General features: G+C 40.9%; 15 protein-coding genes. 5 read left to right on the top strand and 10 right to left on the bottom strand.

The genetic code is table 11. The features are described 5' to 3' along the window. Positions 1–8: 8 nt before the first annotated feature. Positions 9–2,423: a bifunctional aspartate kinase/homoserine dehydrogenase I gene (thrA, locus tag ACH784_RS03445; RefSeq protein WP_404393576.1), complete on the bottom strand. Its 2,415-nt coding sequence runs from the start codon at positions 2,421–2,423 to the stop codon at positions 9–11. A 298-nt stretch (positions 2,424–2,721) separates the two neighbouring features. After that, positions 2,722–3,087 carry a response regulator gene (locus ACH784_RS03440; RefSeq protein WP_404393574.1) on the bottom strand — a complete coding sequence of 122 codons (366 nt, stop codon included), beginning with the start codon at positions 3,085–3,087 and terminating at the stop codon, positions 2,722–2,724. A gap of 225 nt (positions 3,088–3,312) precedes the next feature. On the opposite strand from ACH784_RS03440, the gene ACH784_RS03435 reads away from it, so the two are divergent. Continuing rightward, positions 3,313–5,076 carry a sensor histidine kinase gene (locus ACH784_RS03435; RefSeq protein WP_404393572.1) on the top strand — a complete coding sequence of 588 codons (1,764 nt, stop codon included), beginning with the start codon at positions 3,313–3,315 and terminating at the stop codon, positions 5,074–5,076. Between the two features lie 115 nt (positions 5,077–5,191). Then, positions 5,192–6,103 carry a recombination-associated protein RdgC gene (gene rdgC / locus ACH784_RS03430; protein WP_058030857.1) on the top strand — a complete coding sequence of 304 codons (912 nt, stop codon included), beginning with the start codon at positions 5,192–5,194 and terminating at the stop codon, positions 6,101–6,103. 103 nt (positions 6,104–6,206) lie between these two features. On the opposite strand, the gene ACH784_RS03425 is transcribed toward rdgC, so the two are convergent. Beyond that, a complete protein-coding gene (locus ACH784_RS03425; protein WP_404393570.1) occupies positions 6,207–7,361 on the bottom strand; it encodes an iron-containing alcohol dehydrogenase in 1,155 nt (384 codons plus the stop codon). Between the two features lie 166 nt (positions 7,362–7,527). Here ACH784_RS03425 and ACH784_RS03420 point away from each other — a divergent pair, with 166 nt between their 5' ends. Beyond that, on the top strand, positions 7,528–8,400 hold the full coding sequence (locus ACH784_RS03420) for an AraC family transcriptional regulator N-terminal domain-containing protein (protein ID WP_404393568.1): 873 nt from the start codon (positions 7,528–7,530) through the stop codon (positions 8,398–8,400). Here ACH784_RS03420 and ACH784_RS03415 read toward each other — a convergent pair. The 4 genes from ACH784_RS03415 to tkt all read right to left on the bottom strand — a co-directional run bounded on the left by ACH784_RS03415 (position 8,397) and on the right by tkt (position 13,439). Then, a complete protein-coding gene (locus tag ACH784_RS03415; protein WP_404393566.1) occupies positions 8,397–8,846 on the bottom strand; it encodes a GNAT family N-acetyltransferase in 450 nt (149 codons plus the stop codon). The two genes, ACH784_RS03420 and ACH784_RS03415, sit on opposite strands and share 4 nt — an antisense overlap. A gap of 147 nt (positions 8,847–8,993) precedes the next feature. After that, positions 8,994–9,488 carry a hypothetical protein gene (locus ACH784_RS03410; protein WP_404393564.1) on the bottom strand — a complete coding sequence of 165 codons (495 nt, stop codon included), beginning with the start codon at positions 9,486–9,488 and terminating at the stop codon, positions 8,994–8,996. A gap of 9 nt (positions 9,489–9,497) precedes the next feature. Beyond that, positions 9,498–11,189, bottom strand: coding sequence for an LruC domain-containing protein (locus ACH784_RS03405; protein WP_404393562.1), 1,692 nt, complete (start codon positions 11,187–11,189; stop codon positions 9,498–9,500). 255 nt (positions 11,190–11,444) lie between these two features. Continuing rightward, complete coding sequence (tkt, locus tag ACH784_RS03400) at positions 11,445–13,439, bottom strand: transketolase (RefSeq protein WP_404393560.1); 1,995 nt, start codon at positions 13,437–13,439, stop codon at positions 11,445–11,447. 263 nt (positions 13,440–13,702) lie between these two features. Between tkt and metK the strand changes: the two genes are divergently transcribed. After that, positions 13,703–14,890 carry a methionine adenosyltransferase gene (gene metK / locus ACH784_RS03395; protein ID WP_404393558.1) on the top strand — a complete coding sequence of 396 codons (1,188 nt, stop codon included), beginning with the start codon at positions 13,703–13,705 and terminating at the stop codon, positions 14,888–14,890. 284 nt (positions 14,891–15,174) lie between these two features. Here the strand turns inward: metK and ACH784_RS03390 are convergent, their stop codons facing one another. The 3 genes from ACH784_RS03390 to ACH784_RS03380 are packed head-to-tail and all read right to left on the bottom strand — an operon-like array spanning position 15,175 to position 18,279. Then, complete coding sequence (locus ACH784_RS03390) at positions 15,175–16,020, bottom strand: HDOD domain-containing protein (protein ID WP_404393556.1); 846 nt, start codon at positions 16,018–16,020, stop codon at positions 15,175–15,177. Between the two features lie 51 nt (positions 16,021–16,071). Beyond that, positions 16,072–16,755 (bottom strand): hypothetical protein, encoded by a 684-nt coding sequence (locus ACH784_RS03385; RefSeq protein WP_404393554.1) that lies wholly within the window; start codon positions 16,753–16,755, stop codon positions 16,072–16,074. Positions 16,756–16,758: 3 nt separating this feature from the next. After that, positions 16,759–18,279: a CYTH domain-containing protein gene (locus ACH784_RS03380; protein WP_404393552.1), complete on the bottom strand. Its 1,521-nt coding sequence runs from the start codon at positions 18,277–18,279 to the stop codon at positions 16,759–16,761. 164 nt (positions 18,280–18,443) lie between these two features. On the opposite strand from ACH784_RS03380, the gene ACH784_RS03375 reads away from it, so the two are divergent. Continuing rightward, positions 18,444–19,055 (top strand): TIGR04211 family SH3 domain-containing protein, encoded by a 612-nt coding sequence (locus ACH784_RS03375; RefSeq protein WP_404393550.1) that lies wholly within the window; start codon positions 18,444–18,446, stop codon positions 19,053–19,055. Positions 19,056–19,139 lie beyond the last annotated feature (84 nt).

Below are 19,139 nucleotides of genomic sequence, written 5' to 3'. Positions count from 1 at the left end.
ACGACTCCTTAACGCGACTGTGTTTTTAAGATGTCAGCAAATACGCCTGCCGATGTCACTTCCGCACCCGCACCATAACCGCGAATAACAAATGGGCGTGGTTGATAGTACTGGCTCAAAATTGCCAAAGCATTTTCACCATCACGGATATCATAGAGTGCATGTTGTTTATCAACCGCTTCTATACCCACTTTGCATTTACCGTTTTCGATGCTGCCGACATAGCGCAACACCTTACCTTCACTCGCGGCACTTTGAATTTTGTCAGCAAATTGCGCATCAAGTTCAGGTAGCTTAGCCATAAACTCATCAACACTTGTACCTGGCGCAAACGACTCAGGAACAACTGCTTCAACTTCAATATCTGACAACTCTAATTCAAGACCTGACTCACGGGCGATGATCAAAAGCTTACGTGCGACATCTGTTCCTGATAAATCATCTCGCGGATCGGGTTCTGTAAAGCCATTCGCTTTCGCCTTTGCAGTCGCTTCTGACAAACTTAAGCCATCTTCAAGTACACCGAACATGTATGAGAGTGAACCAGAAAGGATACCGTTAAATGACAATAACTCGTCGCCAGCACCAAAAAGTAGCTGCAAGTTGTCTAGTACCGGCAGACCTGCGCCCACGTTTGTTTCATATAAGAATTTACGCTGGCGTTTTTGCGCTGCACTCTTTAAAGACTGGTAGTAGTCAAAACTGCCCGTATTGGCTTTTTTGTTTGCAGCTACCACATGGAAGCCCGCATCTAAAAAGTCATAGTATTGATCAGCAAGTTGTTGTGACGAGCTACAATCCACCAGCACAGGGTTAATAAGGTGATTTTCTCTGACAAACTGCTCTACCTTAGCCAATTCGAAACCTGATGTTTGTTGTTCTAACTGAGCTTGCCATGCATCAAATGCGATGCCGTTTGCATCAAGTAGAAGCTTGCGCGAATTTGCCACACCATAAAGGTTAAGCTTTACATTGCGCTTTGCTAGCCAATCTTGTTGTTTTTCAAGTTGCTTAACCAGTTCTTGACCGACTAAACCACAGCCTAATAAAAACACATCAATTGAAGGCACATGAGTGAAGAAATTTTCGTGACAGACTTTCACTGCGTCATTGCACAGTGCACCATCGACCACCGCAGAAATCGCACTTTCAGTAGAGTCTTGAGCGATGGCCACGATATTAACTTGTGCTTGTGCCAGTGAATCAAAGAACTTAGCTGCAAGACCTTTGTGCGCCTTCATGTTATCGCCTACCAAAGTCACAATAGCCAGTTCACGCTGCACCTGAACAGGCTCAATCAACCCAGCTTGCGACTCAAGTTCAAATGCTTGCTCTAGGGCACTTAAAGCTAAACTTAAATCTTCTTCATGCACACAGAAGCTGATGCTGAACTCACATGATGATTGTGTGATCAAAACAATAGACACATTATCATTGGCTAATGCGCTAAAAACGCGCGCAGCCATACCGACTTTGCCTTTCATGCCGGGGCCTGACACTGTCAACATCGCCAAATTCTCTAGCGATGAAATAGCTTTGACTGTTTCGTCGCTCTGACATTCATTTGAGATCACAGAACCTGGCACATCAGGGTTATGAGTATTTTTAATTTCGCATGGCACGCCAACTTTAGCGCAAGGTAAAATCGTTTTTGGATGAAGAACTTTAGCGCCAAAGTATGAAAGCTCCATCGCCTCTTTATAAGATAGGCTGTCTACCTTGCTGGCTTTTTTGATAAAGCGCGGATCGGCATTATAAACGCCATCTACATCTGTCCAAATTTGACAGACTTCGGCTTTTAAACAAGCCGCAGCTACTGCAGCAGAATAATCTGAGCCGTTGCGACCAAGAGTGGTTAGTTCACCTAGGTTATTAACACCAGTAAACCCAGGCATTATATAAAAGTCGGCTGATTGCGATTTTAAAACTTCAGCAAAGCGTTGCTCGCTCGCGACTAGGTTTACTTCTGCATCAAGGTAACCGCCTTGCGTTTCAATACATTGCGTCGCCTCGAGATAAGCAGCCCTTTGACCTAACATGGCCACCATAAGCGCAACACTCACTCGTTCCCCAAAGCTGATCACATAAGCATTAACTTGCTCAGGGCAGTGCTTAAGTAATTTAACTCCAGCTAGTTTGTCATTAAGCTCGGCAAAGCTTGGCCAATGAGCAACAACAGAATCTAACTGCTCGACTTCACGCTTCAAACTGTCTGCGCGATTTAGCAAAGCCTGCCACTGAGCACTGTAATCAGCACCTTGCTCAGCAAGCTTGGCTAACTCAACAAGTTGGTCAGTCATGCCGCCAGGGGCCGAAAGCACCACTAAAGCTTGCTCGCCTGCTTGAGACTCGATCAATTGCTTGACCCGTTTGAGACAATCAAAGTCGGCGAGCGAAGAGCCGCCAAATTTTAAAACTCGCATAATTTTTCCTCATTCCAAAAACGAAAAAAGGCCTGTGTTCGTAGTGAACACAGGCCTTTTTCTAATGCGCAACGACCTATGCCACTATCCAGTTAGGATGGTGGTTGTAATAATGGTCGTAATTAAATTCATTGTTTTCATAATTATTAGACTGCCCGAAAATCAGACACCATGCAACCGTCTTTTCATGAAATTATTATGCAAAAAACTCAAGTTAACCTCAGAAAAAAGAGAAAATTAGACCTTGGTATAACTTATATGAAATAAATTGGAAAAATTTAGAAGTAAGAAAGTAGACTTATCTAAGGCCGTAAGTATTTAAAACGCTTAATAAAACATCAGGTTTGACTGGCTTTTCGATAAATGAGATTGCGCCGAGTTGTTCTACTCTAGCTTTCATTTCTGGTTGAATATCCGCTGATATGACTACAACAAAAGTTTCGATGACTTGAGATTTCACCGCCTGCAAAACACCCACACCATCTAATTCAGGCATGGTTAAATCGAGGCAAAGTAAATCAACCTGATGATTGTTTAAAACCTCTAATGCTTCAACGCCATTTTTTGCTTGCAAAATTGTTGCATCAAACGCAGATGACAGGCAGCGAACCACTTGCTTACGGGCAACAACAGAATCATCACAAACCAAAATAGTAAAGCTCATTTTTTAAACTCATTCACTCGAAATTTACCAACTACTAATGCTCAATTTGAAAATGCTTTATAACATATTCATCTTAAAGCACTAAATCAGACCGATATAATATCTAACCAAACAATGGCATTGTAAACAATAATGCCAGATAAATATTTATTTTTACGTCTTTATTAGCTAAGTTTAACTACAGACGTAATGTTTTGAACAAAATCAGGGAGCCTAGCTTCATTCATGCTACAAAAAAGCCTATCAAAAAAGCTACTTACGAATGTGCTATCGGTTTACTTTTTGTTAACTTTCCTTGTCACGTGCGGTCAGGTTGTTACCGAATATATAAACACTAAAAACTATATTCAAAACGAGCTAACCATGCTGCAAAAGACCTTTAGTCGCAGCTTAACCCGTGCCATTTGGGAGTTAAACACCAAGCAAACTGTCACCACAGCTGAAGGCCTGCTGGCAATCCCTATGATTGAGGGCATCATTGTTCGTGACGATAGCGGTGAAATCATTTCGCAACTCGGCCGCTCTTTGGATATTCATGAGCTGTATAGCCAACAGCTGGTCCAAGAAGAAGTCATCATTGAAGATACGCCTACTGGTTTATTCGGCTATACCTTCCCACTTATTTTCGAATTCTCTGGTCGAGCAACACAAGTAGGTGATGTCACCCTCTTCTCAAGCCGAGAAGTTGTGCTTAGCCGCATTATGTTATCGATTTACTTCTTGCTTGGTAATGCAGTCGTTAAAACCACTTTCTTAATTATTCTATTTTTAATTGCATTTAGAAGACTTCTTACCGAGCCTCTTACCGACTTAACTGAACAAATAGAGTCATTTGAATTGAATGACGATATAGATGGCCAGCGTATTGATATTGGCACCACTGAACGCAATGAATTGAAAATTATGGAAGAGGCGTTCAATAAATTAATAGATAAAGTGGGCGACTACCGAAACCAGCTCGACGAAACACAAAAAGAACTTTTAATTAGTAATGAGAAGTTAGATCAACACAATTTACAGCTCGAACAAGAAGTTGCTCGAAAAACCTCTAACCTCAGCCAAGCTATGATGGATTTGCAGCAGCAAAAATATGAGCTTGAAAAACAAAAGCTGACACTCACAGAAGAAATCGACCTACGCCGCCAAACAGAACAAGAATTGCTGACCAAGCAAAAAGAACTTGAGCGTTATTTAGATGAATTAAACATGGCTCAAGAGCGTCTTGTTGGGTCTGAGAAAATGGCTGCACTGGGTGGTTTAGTGGCTGGTATTACCCACGATATCAACACACCTGTTGGTATTGGCGTAACCGCGACATCGTTCTTACAAGAGCGTTTAGAACAAATTGAAGCGGCCTATAAAGACAAAACGCTTTCTCCAAAAGCGCTAGAAGAGTTTATTAACGACGCTAAGCAAAGTACCAGCTTACTAACCACGAATTTAGATAGAGCTTCTGAGCTGGTTGCTAGCTTCAAGCAGATTGCCGTCGACCAAGCGAGTGAGGCTGTGCGTAATATCAACCTGAAGCAATATCTTGCTGAGGTTATTCGCTCGTTACATCCTAAATTAAAGAAAACCAAGCATGCGATTAATGTTGAGTGCCCTGAAGATCTACAATTAAATTTACCCGCAGGAGCAATTAGTCAGATTTTTACTAACCTGATTATGAATTCACTTATTCACGGTTTTGACGGTATTGAACAGGGCGAAATTAATATTGAAATTAAAAATGACAACGATGATGTGGTTATTCATTACAAAGACAATGGTCGAGGCGTGAGCCAGACTCAACTTGAGAAGTTATTCGACCCCTTCTTTACCACTAAACGTGATCAAGGCGGCAGTGGCTTAGGCACACATATCACCTTGAACTTGGTGAAACAAACCTTAAACGGTGAAATTGAAGTGAGTAGCGAAGAAGGTAAAGGTTTGAGCTATATGATCCGATTCCCGAAAACACTGCAACAGCCATCTAATATGTTCGATTAAAATACAGCTTTATTTAATTGAGTTAAGCCCTGATTATTCGGGGCTTAATTTTATCCCCCAAGCAAAATAAATATTGCTATCATAGCCAACATTAAAATCAGTGGATAATAACAATATGTGGTTCAGCAACCTGATCTGTTACAGATTCAAACAAGACGTTTCATATAACCAAGAAGACTTTGAAAAAGCCTTAGAGCAAGATGTATTCCGCCCTTGTGGTAGTCAAGAAATGAATACCTTTGGCTGGACAAAAGCATTTGGCAAGCACGGTCAAACTTTATCGCACTTCTCTGAAAAAAGTATTTTGGTCTGTGCCAAGCGTGAAGAGAAGGTGCTGCCTGCTTCAGTTATCAACGACATGCTAGCTGAAAAAATTGAATTAATTGAGCGTGAAGAAAACCGCCCGGTTAAGAAAAAAGAAAAAGATGAGCTTAAAGAGAACATCTTAAGCACATTGCTTCCTCAAGCGTTTAAAAAATCGAGCCTACAATTTGCTTTTATTGATCAAGTAAATGGCTGGGTTATCGTAAACAGTGCAAGCTTTAATAAAGCCGAAGAGTTACTCGCACTACTTAGAAAGTCATTAGGCACACTGCCTGTGGTACCTGCATTTGCCAACTATGATTTAGATGTGTTTTTAACTGACTGGTTAACTCACTTTAATGCTCCTGATGGTTTCGCGATTGGCTCAGATGCAGAACTGCAAGAGCCTGACGACAACGGTGCGCAAGTTAAATTAAAGCAGCATGATTTAGCCAGCGACGAGATCAAAACTCACTTAGAAAATGGTAAGCGTGTTACTAAACTTGCGCTTGATTGGCGTGAACGAGTGAAGTTCATTTTACAAAATGACGGTACATTAAAGCGCTTAAGCTATGCTGACGCACTAAAAGAGCAAAATGCCGATATTCCAAAAGAAGATATGGCCATTAAGTTAGATGCTGATTTCATCTTAATCACAGAAGAAATTAAAGAACTACTTGAAGAACTCACAGCTGGCTTAGGCGATAAAGAAGATTTAGCTTAATCTTTTATTCAAAGTACAGAGTGAATACTTAAACGAGAAAGGAGCCAAACGGCTCCTTTTTTATAAGATAAATTAACCAAAGCTCAGGTTAAATTAAATAAGTTTACTTCGCTGCTAAAAGTATTTCTTTAACGATATCTAACGTTAGGTCACCGGTTTCGCTTAGTTGGGTTAAGCCCATTTTTTCCATATTAGCTACTACCGTATCAATACCGTCATCATCGATACCGTAGTGAGACAGTGCAGTCACAATATCTAACGAGTTGAAAAACGCTTCTGTCTTATCTATCGCTTGATTAATTTTCTCGTCTTCAGTACCGTCTGTAATGTCCCATACACGCTCAGCAAATTGTACTAGCTTGTCATGCTTTTGCGCTTTACGTGCTCTTAATAAGCTAGGAAGAACAATGGCAAGTGTACGACCATGTGCAATACCGAACATCGCAGTCAGCTCATGGCCAATCATGTGAGTTGACCAATCTTGCGGTACACCAACACCGATAATGCCATTCAGAGCAGATGTAGCTGACCACATAAAGTTCTTACGAGCCGCTAAATCATCACTTTGGTAAGTGACTGGGCCATCTTCAATTAAGGTTTTTAAAATCCCCTCAGAGAATCTATCTTGCACTTTTGCGCCGACAGGCTGAGTTAGGTACTGCTCAACTACGTGCACAAATGCATCTGCTACGCCATTCGCCACCTGCTCTTTTGGTAAAGAGAAAGTAAAGTCTGGGTCTAATACTGAAAATTGTGGATACACCAGTGGCGATGTAATCGGGTATTTTTGTTCGTTGTAGGTCACCACAGAAAAGGCATTCATTTCAGAACCTGTCGCAGGCAACGTCGCAATACAACCAAGTGGCACCGCTTTTTCAACTGGCACAGGATTAAAGCCGTGGAACAATAATGTATGATGATCTTTTTCAGCATTCGCTGCTAAGGCGATAAATTTTGTGCCATCCATCACTGAGCCACCGCCAACAGCAAGCAAAAAGTCGATGTCGTTCTCTTTCACCACATTTACGGCTTTCATTAAAGTCTCAAATTGTGGATTTGGCTCAATACCACCAAACTCTATTACTTCGCGATCACCTAAATTACTAACCACTTTTTCTAGAGTGCCAAAGCGCTTAACGCTACCACCACCATATAAAACCAGTACTTTTGCCGATGCTGGGATAAGTTTATCTAGTTCACCCAGTCTATCTTGACCAAATACGATTCGAGTCGGATTGTAAAAATCAAAGTTTTGCATAATGTGCCCCTATGTGTTTTGTTAAGTACAGAATAGCAACTCATAGCTTTATTAAAATGACTTAAACCATCAATTTCATGCCTAAAACTCTCACCAACAAGAAAACAACTCAAAAACGCTTTTGCCCTTGATATACTTACTCCATGACATAATTTGGTGAAGAACGATGCAATCACTCATTAAACAACTCGAACTATTAGCGCCCTCTGAAGGCTACAACCAGACATTTATTAACGGCGTTGGTATCTATAAAAGCAGTGAAAGCGCACAAAGAACGCCACTGTGTTACAGCCAAGGTATTATTTTCGTTCTACAGGGGCAAAAACGGGTCTTTTTCGATGAGCGAATTTATACCTATAACCCAGATAATTATTTGGTACTCACCGTGCCTTTACCTGCAGAATGTGAAACACAGCTAACAAACAACAATCCTTTATTGTCATTAATCATCGATTTTGACATGCCTGTACTTGGGGAGTTAGTAAGGGTGTTCGATGAACATGGTAAGCTAAATAGCAGCGATAAAATTAGCAATGCAAAAGGCCTATTCGTCAGTGAAAATACTGATGCTTTATCTTGCACGCTCACTCGATTAGTTGACTGTTTAGGCTCAAAGTTACAATCTGACATAATTGGGAAAGGCTTGGTTCGAGAGGTTTTTTATCACGTATTACAAGGCCCACAAGCGTCGCCTTTATTTGATTTAGTTTCACATAATACGCATATGTCTAAAATGGAGCGTACACTTAAACACCTGCATAATCACTATGACGATAAACTTGATGTTGAACAACTCGCGAGTATGGCAAATATGAGCGCCTCGACGTTTCACCGTAATTTTAAACAGATAACCGCATCTTCACCCATTCAATACGTAAAGAAGCTGAGATTATCTAAAGCGAAAGATTTACTACAAGATCAAGGGATCAAAGTAAAGCAAGCCGCTGCGCAAGTAGGTTATGAAAGCGCCACTCAGTTTAGTCGCGAATTTACTCGCTACTTTGGCATTTCACCGAGTGATTATGCCAAAGCAAATTAAAAATACTTTTCGAAGAGTAGCAACTGATGCACTCCATGCTGACAGCGTTTAAATTCTTGATAGCCAAGTTTACGGTAGATGTGTTGCCCTCTTTCATTAAAGTCGAACACATCTAACCAAATACGCTGACAAGCGAAGTGCTCAAGGCAATATTGCTCCATTGCTCGAATAGCCAACTGCCCTATTCCAGCACCGCGATGACCTATCACTATGCGCCTAAACTCAATAGTGTTATTGGGCTCCAAAGCAAGGATAATAAATCCCACCAACTGTTCATTCTGAAAAACTGACAAGTATTGAATTGTAGGCTCTTGCATACTGACCAAGTGCTGCTCTTTGGAGTTGGCCAAGATAAATTCACCTACACCAGCTTGCTGCTCCCATCCCTCTAAGATTACTAATTGTTCTGGTACTGTATTAACCAGCTTAATGTCATCCTTCTTCATCTTTACACCGCTTTCAAAGCTTGATTGAAACTTAAGTACTTTTTAATTTAATAAAATTTTTATACCTATCACAAAACCCATAATAAACACAAAAAAGACGACCATTCATTGTCGTCTTTTCTTGTTACTACTTATCAGTTAAGTAAACTACTCAAAATTTAGAGAATAACTGCTATCACCAGTGAGTTTAATCACTTTGTAGACCTCACTTATTCCAGCATCCATAGGTAACCACTCTACGGTTAAATATTCCCAGTTACCATCTACCTGCATTGATTGACTAGAGTCATTCAAAGCAAACATTGAAGTTAATCGATTCTCATAGGCAGGATAATAGATATTAGTCTTTTCATCATGAAATCCTACTCCATGATAAAAGACAAGTTTACCGCTTTCTGATTTCAATCCGGACACCGTTACTTCAACTTTCATATCAGTCCTAAAATCAAAATCTGAAGCAGCAACTAAATCCTGAGTGCTTGGCTCTTTATTTTCTTGAACAGGCGAAGAAGTACTTGTGCTCGAACTTACACTTGCTTGTGGCGCTTCTTGAACTTTATCAGCATCTGAGCCGCCTCCACATGCTGTCAAAGTAGTTATCACCATAAAACCTGATAGAGCCGATGTTAATAAACTTTTCATGTTAACCTCCTACTCTTGTTCGTATAGCTTGGTCTTAGTTGCATTTTCAAGCAAATACCAAGATTTCTCTTGCTCGCCTGATGAAGTAACCCAGTCAGCAAATTTGGGGTAAGCATTTCTAATATCAACACTCTCTTGTGGGTGTTTCCAGTCGCTGGTGATATTAATTGCCCACGGAAATTGATTGGTATTGATAAAGTAGTTCGGTGTTTGAGTGGCATCATCTACCTGACCAAACAACCCGCTGTCAAATAATTCACTACCAGAAAACTGCTTAAGATGCGCTTCCCAGTTACGTGTTCCATATGGCCCATGATATTGCCCATCAAGCGCATAAATATAAGGGTCAAATGGCGGAAGTGAGACAGTCGAAGGCATTTGGTTCGGATCAAAAGTAAGAATCACTTTGAAAAAATCCATCGCAGGCTCTATACAACTTGGCATAGTTCTATAGAACTGACAACTCGTATTTGCTAACTCTCTCGCCACATCATAAGCTTCATCAAATGTGTTATTATCATCGAGTAACTTCATGTTTAACTTATTTGTTGCCTCCAAAAAGTTACTACTGACCTCTTCACCGTTATAGGTCATAACTGCAGAGGTGACTGCGCTTATATCAACGTCTGGTATTTGAATCGCAAACCCATTATGGAATGATGCACCTGTAGCAACTAATTGATAGTCAATCACAAGTTCTATCATTCTATTTTGATTGTTAAAGGTTTGCGACATGCGATATTTAATAACAACATCGTTGAAATCATAGTCGCCCATTTTTGGCCATTTATCCTCAAAAGCCAAAGTCGCATAACCACTTTGGCTTGGGTAGTAGCTGGTATTTGTGACTGACGTATCTGTCTGTTCCAACAGCTGGTATGTACCTGAATCGACTGAACCATTTTCATTTACGCCTTGTACTGCGTAGCTTGGTGTCACTTCTACCGAAAATAACAAATCATTAAAGTCATTATCGCCTTGCGAGCGATGTTGATCGTCGAATCCGATCACAAAGAATTCATTTTGTGCATCGTAAAACACCACATTGTGTTCGTTTATTTCATCTGCTTCAGGGTTTAAAGCTGGGACACTATAGAAGGGCGTATTCCATGGCCCTAGATTGACTATGTTACCTAGACTGCCTTCCCACCCCCAACCGTTAGGAATAACAAAGAAACCAAGTGCCTGGCCTGGTTGTAAATCTATTCCGAGTTCCATCCTATCGCCTTGCGACATTTCCCCCTCACCCGGCTTTGAGCAATTTGGAAAAATTATCGTATGTTGCGATATATCAGCAATACTCTGGGGGGGATTATCAGCATCAAAAACAAAATAACCAAGCGTGTTTCTATACCCTGCACCTTCATTTAAAAATGTTACATTGGCGGTGGCCGTTACAAATGTCTCATCAAGTTCACTTTCATCTTTAATTACTATATTACTAAGCAGATTACTGTCTACAAACGCAGTATTAACATATTGCCCTTCTGGCAACATTGAGTAGATATTAGTAAGAACATCCGTAGGTAATTGTGACCCAACATTAGAAATATTGGTGAGAGGCTTACCCTTTAAACTATAGCTGAGTGTGTCTGTGGGCAGAACGCCATTTAGGTAATTAAAGTCAATCCCACCAACCGTAACGGCTAAACTGGGTAGAGAGGCAACACCGATAAGAACACTGAATATTCTTTGTTTCATCTTAAGTTCCCCAAAATAAAAGTATTGAGAAACAAGCTTAAAGTATACCAACATCCTAGCTTAATACTTTCAATAAGTTAGCAATCAGCAAGCTAGTTACTTTACCCATTTGCATCGCACTTTGCGAAAATGAAAGTACTATTCCTAACCAGCTTTTTAATAAAGAAGGGAACTTTGAGAGTTTGTACTAAGAATTTTTGAAATAAAAAACCCGCAGCAAGTGCGGGTTTAAGATTACTTTATTTGCTTTATAGATTAAGCAAATAAACGGTTAGCTTGTGCTACCACATTATCAACCGTGAAGCCGAAGTGCTCAAATAGCTCACCAGCTGGTGCTGACTCACCAAATGTTGACATACCCACTACAGCACCATTTAAGCCAACATACTTAAACCAGTAGTCAGCAATACCCGCTTCAACGGCAACACGACGTGTTACTGCTGCTGGTAAAATGCTTTCTTTATATTCAGCTGACTGTGCATCAAATACATCAGTAGAAGGCATAGACACAACACGTACCTTTTTGCCTTGTAAGCGTAACTCTTTTGCAGCATCAACGGCTAGTTGTACTTCAGAACCCGTAGCAATGAAGATAAGCTCAGGGTTACCGTCACAGCTAAGTACATAACCACCTTGCTTGATTGCAGCAACTTGTGCTTCGTCACGTGCTTGTTGCTCTAAACCTTGGCGAGTAAAGATAAGTGATGTTGGGCCATCTTTACGCTCAATCGCTTGTTGCCAAGCAACAGCTGATTCAACTTGGTCACATGGACGCCAGTTTACTAGGTTAGGTGTTAAACGCATGCTGGCAATTTGCTCAACCGGTTGGTGCGTAGGACCATCTTCACCCAGACCAATTGAATCGTGAGTATAAACAAAGATGCTTGGCTGCTTCATTAATGCCGCCATACGTACCGCGTTACGCGCGTACTCCATGAACATTAAGAAAGTTGCACCGTAAGGTACAAAGCCTTTGTGAAGTGCAATACCATTCATGATTGCAGACATACCAAATTCACGTACACCGTAGAAAATGTAGTTACCTGAAGCATCATCAGCTGTTAAGCCTTTTGAACCTTCCCATAGCGTCAGGTTAGAACCTGCAAGGTCAGCAGAGCCACCCATAAATTCAGGTAGAATTGGACCAAATGCATTCAGTGTATTTTGTGATGCTTTACGTGTCGCAGGATTAGCCGGGTTTGCTTGAAGCTCTGCAATGTACTTTTCAGTTTCAGCTTGCCAGTTTGCAGGTAATTCGCCTTTCATACGACGCTCAAACTCAGCCGCAAGCTCAGGATACGCCATTTGGTACTCAGTGAATTTCACTAACCAGTGGCTTTGTGCTTGTTGGCCACGAGAAGAAGCATCCCACTTAGCATAAATGTCTTCAGGGATTTCAAACGCATCGTGATCCCAACCAAGGAATTCACGTGCTGCTTTAATTTCTTCATCACCTAATGGTGCGCCGTGACAATCATGGCTACCTGATTTGTTTGGTGAACCGTAACCAATCACTGTCTTACAACAAATAAGCGTTGGCTTGTCAGTTTCTGCACGTGCCGCTTCGATTGCCGCTTTAATTGCATCACTATCGTGACCGTCTACGTCAGCGATTACATGCCAACCGTAAGATTCAAAACGCTTAGGTGTATCATCGCTGAACCAACCTTCGACTTCACCATCGATTGAGATGCCGTTGTCATCCCAGAATGCGATAAGCTTACCAAGACCTAGCGTACCAGCTAATGAACAAGCTTCATGTGAAATACCTTCCATTAAACAGCCATCGCCTAAGAAGGTGTAAGTGTAGTGGTTTACAATATCAAATTCGTCACGGTTGAATTGTGCTGCAAGTGCTTTTTCAGCAATCGCCATACCTACCGCATTAGTAATACCCTGACCAAGTGGGCCAGTTGTTGTTTCTACACCTGGCGCATAGCCGTATTCTGGGTGACCCGGTGTTTTAGAATGCATTTGACGGAAGTTTTTCAGATCATCAATAGAAAGATCATAACCGCTCAGGTGCAACAAAGAATAAATAAGCATAGAGCCGTGGCCATTTGACAGAATAAAGCGGTCTCTGTCAGCCCACTCTGGGTTGCTTGGGTTGTGCTTTAAATAATCGCGCCATAGTACTTCTGCGATATCAGCCATACCCATAGGTGCTCCCGGGTGACCAGACTTAGCTTTTTGTACTGCGTCCATAGACAGAACGCGAATGGCATTTGCAAGTTCTTTGCGTGACGGCATGAATTCTCCTACCTTTAATTGTGTTGCGCTGAAATGTCAGTGCCTTCATTCTGACTCATTTATGGTACTTACTGCAACGTAAATACCTGAGAAAACGAGGGCTAAACCTGCATATTTCAGGATCTGCAATTGAAAAAATCTAATTCAGACGTCTAGGCGTAAAAAAACTAGGCAAGTTAATTTGTTTTAGATAGAATACGCCCCTTATTTTTTCGCGCTATCCCCGATGTTCGTGAAGCGCAATATTTGTGAGCATAGATACAATGGCAAAACACTTATTTACTTCTGAGTCTGTTTCTGAAGGTCATCCGGATAAAATCGCTGATCAGATCTCTGATGCGGTACTAGATGCAATCATTACGCAAGACAAACACGCACGTGTTGCTTGTGAAACTATGGTTAAAACAGGCGTTGCGATCATCTCTGGTGAAATTTCAACAGATGCTTGGGTAGACCTAGAGTCAATCACGCGTAAAGTAATCACTGATATCGGTTACACGTCTTCTGATGTAGGTTTTGATGGTGACACATGTGGCATCATGAACCTTATCGGTCAACAATCACCTGAAATTGCACAAGGTGTAGACCGCACTAAGCCTGAAGAGCAAGGCGCTGGTGACCAAGGTCTAATGTTTGGTTACGCAACTAACGAAACACCAACGCTTATGCCTGCGCCACTTTACTACTCTCATTTGTTAGTAGAGCGTCAAGCTGAAGCACGTAAATCAGGTATCCTACCTTGGTTACGTCCAGATGCTAAATCTCAGGTAACTTTCGTATATGAAGATGGTAAACCTGTTGCTATCGATGCTGTTGTACTTTCAACTCAGCACAACCCAGATATCGAGCAAGATGCATTGGTTGATGCTGTAATGGAAAACATCATCAAGCACACGCTACCAGCTGAGCTATTAACTGAAAACACTAAATACTTCATCAACCCAACTGGTCGTTTCGTGATCGGTGGTCCAGTAGGTGACTGTGGTCTTACAGGCCGTAAAATCATCGTTGACACATACGGCGGTATGGCACGTCACGGTGGTGGTGCTTTCTCTGGTAAAGATCCATCAAAGGTTGACCGTAGCGCAGCTTACGCTGGTCGTTATGTTGCTAAGAACATTGTTGCAGCTGGCCTTGCTGATAAGTGTGAAATCCAAGTTTCTTACGCTATCGGTGTTGCAGAGCCTACATCAATCACTATCGACACTTTCGGTACTGGTAAAGTTTCTGAAGAAAAACTAGTAGAGCTAGTACGTGAGCACTTCGACTTACGTCCTTACGGTATCACTAAGATGCTAGACCTACTTCACCCGATGTACCAAATGACTGCAGCGTACGGTCACTTCGGTCGTGAACCGTTCGAAATGACGGTTGGTGATGACACTTTCACAGCATTTAGCTGGGAAAAAACAGACAAAGCAGACGCACTAAGAGCAGCTGCTGGCCTATAATTAAGCCATCTGTTAAAAAGGCGCTTACCTGAAAAGGAGCGCCTTTTTTAATGTTTGCAGTTAATGAATGGGGTTATACCAATCCGCAATAACACTTAATCATTTTGAGGGATTAAACCTGATGATAGCTGCGTTAAAGATTTCTCATTTAGAACAACTAAATAACGAAATATTTGCCTTGCCTACATGGATGTAGGTACCTCAGTGATAGCAGGACGCGTGAGCGATGCTACCAACAAGGTTTTCTTGCCTCAAAATAGACCACTTAGTTAAGCGGATTGGTATTAATGAATAAAATACTCTTCTACGTCTTCTTTTAAATCAACATAATCATCATCACTTAGCTCAAGTGCAACCATCACTAAATCTTTAAATGCATGCCAATCGCCACAAGGTCTAAAGTGTTTCGCTTCAAAGGCTAAATTTTCTGCCAGTTTCATGGTTGCAAAAGTCGCTTTTAATGTCTGATCTGCTTCTTCTTTTAAATATGACTCATCATGGTGGCGTAAAATCATCTGACAAATAGGCTTAGGCAAGTGCCAAGAAGAAGCTAGATAATAACCCACAATGGTATGGCTTACTGGGTAAATCTGTTCTTCATAGTAAAGTAGGCTTTGTTCACCTCGCTGAATTGCACGAGTCATTAAATCATTATAATTATTAAAGCGCATTGCCATCGCGGGTATGCCTGAATCATGGAACAAGCCAAGCAATTGCAGGTTTTCAAGTGGCACTGTAGTCTTAATTTTTTTACCAATCGCCATAGCAAGGTGAGAAATATCTGTGGCATTATCCCAGAAGCGCTGCAATGAAATACAACATTGCTCTTGAGAAAATGCGTTTTTAAGTAAGTGCCCTGTCACTAATTGGGTTATACAGTTTACACCCAAAAACATTACAGCTTGACGGATATCCGTAATGGTCCTAGACATCCCGTAAGCCGGAGAATTAATCACTTTCAATACTGCGGCGGCGGTACCTACATCTTCACTGATGATCTCTGCAATATTTCCAAGCTCGGGTTCATCGCTACTTAATTCGTTTTGCAAGTTTTGTAATACTTCAGGTTTTGAAGGCAAACTAAAACCAGATTTCAGATCTGCCAACACCTTGTCATCAATGTCGATCATATGCGGAATTTTTTAGGTCTTTGTTAGCTGAGTGTAGTTGAGGAAAAGGGATTACTCAAAAGCCGAACACAAAGAAGTGGTAAAGTTATTTTCACCTTTGTATTGAGTATTATAAATTTTATCAGCCATATTCTGAAAAGTCTTTTTTACACCTTTCAACGCCGTTTTATTACTCAGCCAGATTGGTATTTTTCCTTGAGGATCAGCATAGATTTGGTGGGTAATAAATAGCCCCGAATCTTTCTCTTCAAGTTGCCAATAACCATCAACTGGAGATACAAATATAAAAGAATCTGATAAATCCTCTGACATATAAGCAGCCCTTTGTGCTTTTGGCACCGCTCGTATAAATAATTTAGATACTGTATTGGATAATGCTTTATGGCATGAGTGAGTAAGCATAACCCTGTCTTTTACAGGCCAAGGCGCATTTAATCGGGTCAGGACGATATTTTCGGCTGAGTTTGGCTTAGCAAGTACACTGACAGATTCAACATTACTCAACCAAGTCGCTGCATTATCAATATCATTTAAAAGATTAAAGAAAGCTTGGCGATTCACATTGGGATAAAACACCTCAGCTTTTATCTCAATAAGATCTGATCCGCGTTTTTTATAACTAATAGACAGGAGATCTTTATTAAACCAATTATGCCAACTAGCATAGCTGCTATAACTGCTTAACAAACAAATAGTAAATAAGCTCCATAACAAGCATTTATAGAGCTTATTCATAGACTAACGCCAGTAAGGCATGCTATTAAGAGACGCCTTACGACTCTGTTCCATCGCCTGAACTAAAAAATCGGCTTTCTTTGCTAACCATTGCTCAATCTCTTCGAGTTCAGGCAAGTTTTGCTGCTCGCATAGCGATTTAAGGTAAGCTAATGTCTCTAGCTCATAGATACCATAAGCGATATCGATCCAAGGCGTTCTAAAAGCTTGTCGTGTTTCTTTGTCATACAAAGAGCCTAAACAGTTGCCACTAAGCAATGAACAATCAAGTAAAGCACGTAATGCTAAGTAATCCTCAGTACACAAGTCTTTACCTTCTGGCAATTCAGATTGCAACTTCTGCCAGTCTTGTTCAAAAGCAGCCATTGCCACTTCTTTAATTGGAGATTCAGCAGCAGATACAGCATGCTGATTCCACTCTTGACGCCAACCTTTATCGACTAACCAGCGAGTTAAGGTAAGTAACAATCTGTTGTAGCGCGGACTATGAAATAAATCTTCAATGTCTGTGATACTAGGCTGTTCAGATTTCAAGTCATCAATAAGCGTTGCTAATTCATCTGCATTATTAATTTTTTTATAATATGCATGGCGTTTTGAAGTATAAGTTTTCAGGTGAATAGCATCTTCAACCCAATCAAGTTCGTCGAGCAACCAATTCATCTCACTCAACAAACGCTCTGTTGAATGACCTTCGATAATAGGTTCGAACAATTTGAAAGCATGTTTGATAAGGTTTATGCCATCTATAACGCGTTTAAGCGTTTTTAGGCTTGGTTTATTGAAATAACATTGCTCATGCTTTTGCACAAATTCAATGCCGTAGTTAACACATTGAACTAGCGCTTGCTCTTGCGTCGCATGACGATTGAGTTTAACAACACCGATGTATTTATTAGGCTTTAATGGCTTATCATCAGCAAGGCGATAGCCCCTCGCCGCTTTTGAATATAAGCCCAAGCGTAGACCGCCCAAGCCAATTAAATGATCAGCCAGCAAAAATAAGTCACTGCGTTGGCCTTCTACTAATTCAATTTCTAATTCTGAAATAGCTTCGACTTGGCCTTGTGCGACAATTTCACCTTTATCAAGCACCACTTCAATTTTTGAACCTTGCTCAGTTTCAATCAACCAAGTTCGGCGAATAAAGTTAGTACTGAAAATTGGAAATAGATTGTCACTAATGGCAGTGATCTGCATGCCATGCGGCCAAATATCTTGCTTAAATGCCAAAATATTTGGACGAGGTGTATCTATCGGTAAATTATATTCAGGACGCTGGTGCAAACCACCAACAACTTGCCCTGCCAACTTGATCGTTTGTTCACATTGCTCATCACAGCAACGTGTTCTCAAACCAATATCGAGTGCTCTTAACTCTCGGTTTGGAGTATCAAAGTAGGCGTTTTTTAGGTTCTTGGAAGGTTTATTTTTTACAGTTTTTGCAAACTGCATAATGAGTCCTGGGATAAGAGGAACCTCATTGTCTGAAAGTAAAAACTTCAGTTCTATTTCAGTGTCCATTAGGGCAAGTGATTACCTATATAATTGTAGAACGGTAAAAATATACAAAGCAGCGGGTATTTGCAATCTTTTTGCAGCAAGTTCAAGGAAGTTTAGTGCTTCACTTGATATTACTCCTTGAAATTCATACTATCTCAAGAAACAACTCTCTATAAGGGTCACGGATGTTAAAACGTATCTTAGTGCCAACACTTTTCGCACTTTTTTCGCACTATTCACTCGCTGAAGACGTGCAAGCAACTGAAGTCAGTATCAACAGCGAAAATGTAGCCTATATCTCAGATAACCTTTTTGTATACGTGCATTCTGGACCAGGTAAGAACTATCGTATTGTTGGATCAGTAGATGCCGGTAGCCAAGTGGCAATTATGGCGGGCAATGAAAATGGTTTTCAGCAGATCACCGATGACAAAGGTCGAGAAGTCTGGATTGAAACACAATTCGTTTCAAGCCAACCTGGCCTCGCCCATCAATTAGATGAACTTGGGCAACAATTACAGCAAACACAGCAAGCGCTGAACGATGCGCAAACTGACCTGCCTCGTTTACAGCAGCTTAATCAAGATTTACAGGCTGAAAACCAAAACTTGCAACAAACAATACAGCGACTTGAAAAAGCGGTTGTGGATGAAAAGCAAAAAGCTCTGTCGTCCGAACAAGCTGAACAGCACTTAATGCTGACTTACGGTGGTGGTGTTGGTATTGGTGGCTTGTTAATAGGTGTTATATTGACACTATTCTTATCGCGTAGAAAACGTTACGACGGTTGGGCATAAAATAAAATTAAAACGTTCTGTACATCACCTACAGAGTTGCCATAAAAAAACCGCATATGATGCGGTTTATTTATGGCTCTTTTT

Source organism: Pseudoalteromonas phenolica, from assembly GCF_044788725.1.
GTDB classification, from domain to species: Bacteria; Pseudomonadota; Gammaproteobacteria; order Enterobacterales; family Alteromonadaceae; genus Pseudoalteromonas; species Pseudoalteromonas phenolica_C.
This window is presented reverse-complemented; position numbering and strand designations above follow the sequence as displayed.

Coding starts and splice junctions, on each gene's coding strand:
- ACH784_RS03410 (WP_404393564.1), bottom strand. CDS start 9,488: ATGAAAAGTTTATTAACATCGGCTCTATCAGGTTTTATGGTGATAACT.
- rdgC (WP_058030857.1), top strand. CDS start 5,192: ATGTGGTTCAGCAACCTGATCTGTTACAGATTCAAACAAGACGTTTCA.
- thrA (WP_404393576.1), bottom strand. CDS start 2,423: ATGCGAGTTTTAAAATTTGGCGGCTCTTCGCTCGCCGACTTTGATTGT.
- ACH784_RS03405 (WP_404393562.1), bottom strand. CDS start 11,189: ATGAAACAAAGAATATTCAGTGTTCTTATCGGTGTTGCCTCTCTACCC.
- ACH784_RS03375 (WP_404393550.1), top strand. CDS start 18,444: ATGTTAAAACGTATCTTAGTGCCAACACTTTTCGCACTTTTTTCGCAC.
- ACH784_RS03435 (WP_404393572.1), top strand. CDS start 3,313: ATGCTACAAAAAAGCCTATCAAAAAAGCTACTTACGAATGTGCTATCG.
- ACH784_RS03380 (WP_404393552.1), bottom strand. CDS start 18,279: ATGGACACTGAAATAGAACTGAAGTTTTTACTTTCAGACAATGAGGTT.
- ACH784_RS03440 (WP_404393574.1), bottom strand. CDS start 3,087: ATGAGCTTTACTATTTTGGTTTGTGATGATTCTGTTGTTGCCCGTAAG.
- ACH784_RS03385 (WP_404393554.1), bottom strand. CDS start 16,755: ATGAATAAGCTCTATAAATGCTTGTTATGGAGCTTATTTACTATTTGT.
- metK (WP_404393558.1), top strand. CDS start 13,703: ATGGCAAAACACTTATTTACTTCTGAGTCTGTTTCTGAAGGTCATCCG.
- ACH784_RS03390 (WP_404393556.1), bottom strand. CDS start 16,020: ATGATCGACATTGATGACAAGGTGTTGGCAGATCTGAAATCTGGTTTT.
- tkt (WP_404393560.1), bottom strand. CDS start 13,439: ATGCCGTCACGCAAAGAACTTGCAAATGCCATTCGCGTTCTGTCTATG.
- ACH784_RS03425 (WP_404393570.1), bottom strand. CDS start 7,361: ATGCAAAACTTTGATTTTTACAATCCGACTCGAATCGTATTTGGTCAA.
- ACH784_RS03415 (WP_404393566.1), bottom strand. CDS start 8,846: ATGAAGAAGGATGACATTAAGCTGGTTAATACAGTACCAGAACAATTA.
- ACH784_RS03420 (WP_404393568.1), top strand. CDS start 7,528: ATGCAATCACTCATTAAACAACTCGAACTATTAGCGCCCTCTGAAGGC.